The following is a 4521-nucleotide window of genomic DNA, read 5'->3' on the forward strand; positions in this document are numbered from 1 at the left end:
AAGCTCCACACGCCCTGAAAGGGCAGAAGCTCCTAGCCCAGGGCATCGCCCTGGGCTAGGAGCTTTTGGGCCTTCAGCCCGTACTTAAACCACTTGCTAAACTTGGGTTATGAATTCATAGAGAGCAGGAACTCTTCGTTGTTGCGAGTATGCTGCATGTTCTTGTGGATGGTGCTCATCGCCTCGATAGAATTCATGTCTGACAGATACTTGCGCAGAATCCACATGCGGTCGAGCGTAGTCTTGTCCTGCAGGAGATCATCGCGACGTGTAGACGAATAAACGAGGTTGACAGCAGGGAAGATGCGCTTGTTGCTGAGTGAGCGGTCGAGCTGCAACTCCATGTTACCTGTTCCCTTGAACTCCTCGAAGATGACTTCATCCATCTTACTACCCGTATCGATGAGGGCAGTAGCGATGATGGTGAGCGAACCGCCGCCTTCGATGTTACGCGCAGCACCGAAGAAACGCTTAGGTTTCTGGAGGGCGTTTGCATCCACACCACCGGTGAGCACCTTACCAGAAGTAGGAGCTGTGGTGTTGTAGGCACGAGCGAGACGGGTGATGGAATCGAGGAAGATGACAACATCGTGTCCGCATTCTACCATTCTCTTAGCCTTCTCGAGCACGATTCCGGCAATCTTGACATGGCGCTCTGCCGGCTCGTCGAAGGTAGAGGCAATAACCTCTGCATTCACGGTGCGTGCCATGTCGGTAACCTCCTCAGGACGCTCGTCGATAAGCAGCATCATGAGGTAAGCCTCAGGATGGTTGGCTGCGATGGCGTTGGCAATATCCTTCATGAGGATGGTCTTACCGGTCTTAGGCTGAGCCACAATGAGCGCACGCTGACCCTTACCGATTGGTGAGAAGAGGTCTACAATGCGAGTGCTGAGATTGGTGGTTCGGCGGTCGCCACAGAGATTGAACTTCTCGTTAGGGAAGAGTGGGGTGAGGTGCTCGAAAGGAACACGGTCACGAACCTCTGACGGGTCACGGCCATTGATCTTGATGATGCTGGTGAGCGGGAAGTATTTCTCGCCCTCGTGAGGCGGACGCACCTTGCACTCGATGACATCGCCAGTCTTCAGACCGAACTTCTTGACGAAGCTGGATGCTACATAAACATCATCCGGTGAAGAAAGGTAGTTGTAATCGCTGCTGCGCAGGAATCCGTAGCCTTCTGAAATCACTTCGAGCACACCGTTGGATTTCACGAGATTGCTGAAATCGTAAGCTGGTGATTCCTGCTGCTTGTTCTTGGCAACAGGAGCAGCTGGTGTGTGCTGGTGAGAAGCCTGTGGAGTGGTAGGACGGTCGAAGATGTCGACTGTAGGAATGGCAGCCTGGTCTTCGATAGGAATGTCGACTACAGGGATGAAATCGGTTCCATCGCCCGGATCACCCTTCCAGGTTCCGTCTGCATCGAGTTCTACCTTCATACCTTCTGTATAGTGGATAGGAGCTGACTCCTGCTTCTTGTCGGTTGCAGTTTCTTCAGTAGCATTTTCCTTTGCCTCAGCTGGAGCTGGAGCAGCTTCTGGAGCGGCTTCCTGAGTTGCTGGAGCAGGAGCGGCTGCTGCATTCTGTGCGTTCATCTTAGCCTGGAGCATCGCCTGCAAATCGCCGCTGATGTTGGCGCTCTCTGCGTTTCCGGCAGAGAACTGCTCTTCAGGAACGGCTGCGTGCTCAGGAGCAGCCTGCTGGTTATCGGCTGCAGCTTCTGCCGGCTGGTTAGCCTCAGTCTGCTGGTCGTTATCCTTCTTCTGCGCATCTTTCGCCATCTGGGCTTCAAGCTCGGCTTTTACCGCCTGATGCTTTCTGATGGCTGCAGCTCTGGCTTCAGCGATGGCCTCGAGTTCAGCCTTGCTTCTTCTGCCGCGGTGTTTCGGGAAGTTGGCAAGTACCTGTGACTCTATGTCTTCGCCCGTCTGGTTGAGAACCTGCTTCTGGGCTGCTGATTGTAAACTCTGCTCTGCCGGGCTGAACTGGATTTCTTCCTCGTCCGCTGGGGCTGGTGCAGTTTCGTTCTTAGCCTGAGGAGCTGCTTCGCCGCCGTTAGGACCCAATACCTGGTTCTTCTGCACGTCGAAATTTTCTCCCTCATTGCCGTGTACGGAATAAACACGGTCTTCTTTCTTGGTTGCAATGCGGGTGCGCTTGCGCTTAGGGGATGCATCAGAAGCAGGCAGTTCTGCCTGGGCGTCGAGAATGGCGTAGACGACAGCTTCCTTCTTATCGCCCGACTTGACCTTGACTCCTAGTTCCTTTGCAATGTCCTTCAACTGAACGACACTCTTTGCTTGTAATTCTTCTTTGCTATACATATATTATATATTGTATATTAATGATTTTCTTTCTGAAATGTCGCGTTTCTGAATGGAAACACGGTATTGATTGATAAATTCGAGTGCAAAGATAATTAAAAAATTTGTTTCTGCCAAATATTTTGCCTATCTTTGCACAAAAAAAATAAAAATGGCTAGTCAAATACCCTATTTAGACGTTCAAAACCTCACCAAACGCTTTGGTGCACAGGTTCTTTTTGATAATATTTCCTTCTCTATCGCTGAAGGACAGAAAGTGGGACTCGTGGCGAGAAACGGCACGGGAAAGTCTACACTCATGTCGGTGCTGATGGATAAAGAGGGCCACGAGAGCGGAGACATCATCTACCGACGCGACTTGAAGGTGGGCTATCTGGAGCAGTCGCCGCAGTTTGATCCGGAGGAAAGTGTGCTGCAGGCGTGCTTCAATCATGAGGATGATCCGGAGAAGGTGCTGAAGGCGAAACAGATTCTCACCCAGCTGCACATTACCAATCTGGATCAGCCGATGGGACAGCTCAGCGGCGGACAGCAGAAGCGAGTGGCGCTGGCAAATGTGCTGATTACGGAACCCGACTTCCTGATGCTGGATGAGCCGACCAACCACCTGGACCTGGAGATGATAGAATGGCTGGAGGGTTATCTGAACCGCGGCAACAAGACCATCTTCATGGTAACGCACGACCGATTCTTCCTGGACAAGGTGTGCAATACGATTCTGGAACTCGACGACCGCACCATCTACACCTACCGAGGCAATTATGCCTACTATCTGGAGAAGAGGCAGGAGAGAATGGACAATCTGAGAGCAGAAATACAGCACTCGAAGAATCTCTACCGCAGGGAACTCGACTGGATGCGCCGTCAGCCTCAGGCTCGCGGACACAAGGCGAGATACCGCGAGGATGCCTTCTACGAGCTGGAAAAGGTGGCAAAGCAGCGCATCGAAGACCGGCAGGTAAGACTGAAGGCTTCTACCGTTTATATTGGTTCGAAGATTTTCGAATGCCAGTATGTGAGCAAGGCTTTCGACGACAGGGGACAGAAGAAGGTGATTCTCGACAACTTCTACTACAACTTTGCCCGCTTCGAGAAGATGGGTATTGTGGGTAATAACGGAACGGGAAAATCTACCTTCATCAAGATGCTGCTGGGCGAGGTTCAGCCCGACAGCGGCAAGTTTGACATCGGCGAGACGGTTCGCTTTGGCTATTTCTCGCAGGAGGGACTGAAATTCCGTGAAGACCAGAAGGTGATTGACGTGATTACGGAGATTGCCGATTACATAGACCTGGGCGGCGGCAAGCACATGACGGCTTCGCAGTTTCTGCAGTTCTTCCTCTTTACGCCTGAGGAACAGCACAACTACGTTTACAAGCTGAGTGGCGGCGAGAAGCGCAAGCTTTATCTCTGTACGGTGCTGATGAGGAATCCGAACTTCCTGGTGCTGGACGAGCCGACCAACGACCTCGACATCCAGACGCTGCAGGTGTTGGAAGAATATCTTCAGGATTTTGCGGGTTGCGTAATCGTAGTGAGCCACGACCGCTATTTCATGGACAAGGTAGTAGACCATCTGCTGGTTTTCAAGGGCGAAGGCGAAATTCAGGATTTCCCTGGCAACTATACGCAGTACAGGGAATGGAGCCGGATGCAGGCGAAGGACGAGGCAGAACAGGCGAAACCGGCAAAGAACGGAAATGCCACGGCTGAAAACGACGGAGCAGGCACGGCAAAGCGCGACGCCAACTTTGAGAACAAGCGCAAGATGAGCTATAAGGAGAAGCGCGAATATGAGCAGCTGACCCAGGAAATAGATGCGCTGACTGAGGAACAGAAGAAGCTGGAAGAGGAACTCTGCAGCGGAAATCTATCGGTTGAGGAACTGACGGAGAAGAGCAAGCGCCTGCCAGAAATCAAGGATGAACTTGATGAGAAGGAAATGAGATGGCTGGAACTGGCTGAAATGCTCTAGGCATTGAACTTTGAGCGTTGAACATTGAACTTTATGATTAGTTGATGTGCGGCCGTTAATAATAAACATTTCACTGCTGTCCCGTTTAGAAATCATCGGGCCTGAAAAGGCTAGGATATAGCCAATCCTCCGTCTCTTCTGTTGGAACAGCTTTGTTAAACAATTCATTTAAAGGAGTCTTGTCCGTAAGGAATAGACCCACGTTCTTTGAAATAGTGT

Annotated in this window: 2 protein-coding genes; one reads left to right on the top strand and one right to left on the bottom strand. The window is 51.4% G+C overall.

Annotated elements, in window-relative coordinates; translation table 11 throughout:
* Nucleotides 1-107: 107 nt before the first annotated feature.
* Complete coding sequence (rho, locus tag KSW37_RS15115) at nt 108-2327, bottom strand: transcription termination factor Rho (protein WP_217315252.1); 2220 nt, start codon at nt 2325-2327, stop codon at nt 108-110.
* Between the two features lie 151 nt (nt 2328-2478).
* On the opposite strand from rho, the gene KSW37_RS15120 reads away from it, so the two are divergent.
* Complete coding sequence (locus tag KSW37_RS15120; protein WP_217315254.1) at nt 2479-4302, top strand: ABC-F family ATP-binding cassette domain-containing protein; 1824 nt, start codon at nt 2479-2481, stop codon at nt 4300-4302.
* Nucleotides 4303-4521 lie beyond the last annotated feature (219 nt).

The sequence above is a fragment of the Segatella copri genome (assembly GCF_019127135.1).
Classification (GTDB): domain Bacteria; phylum Bacteroidota; class Bacteroidia; order Bacteroidales; family Bacteroidaceae; genus Prevotella.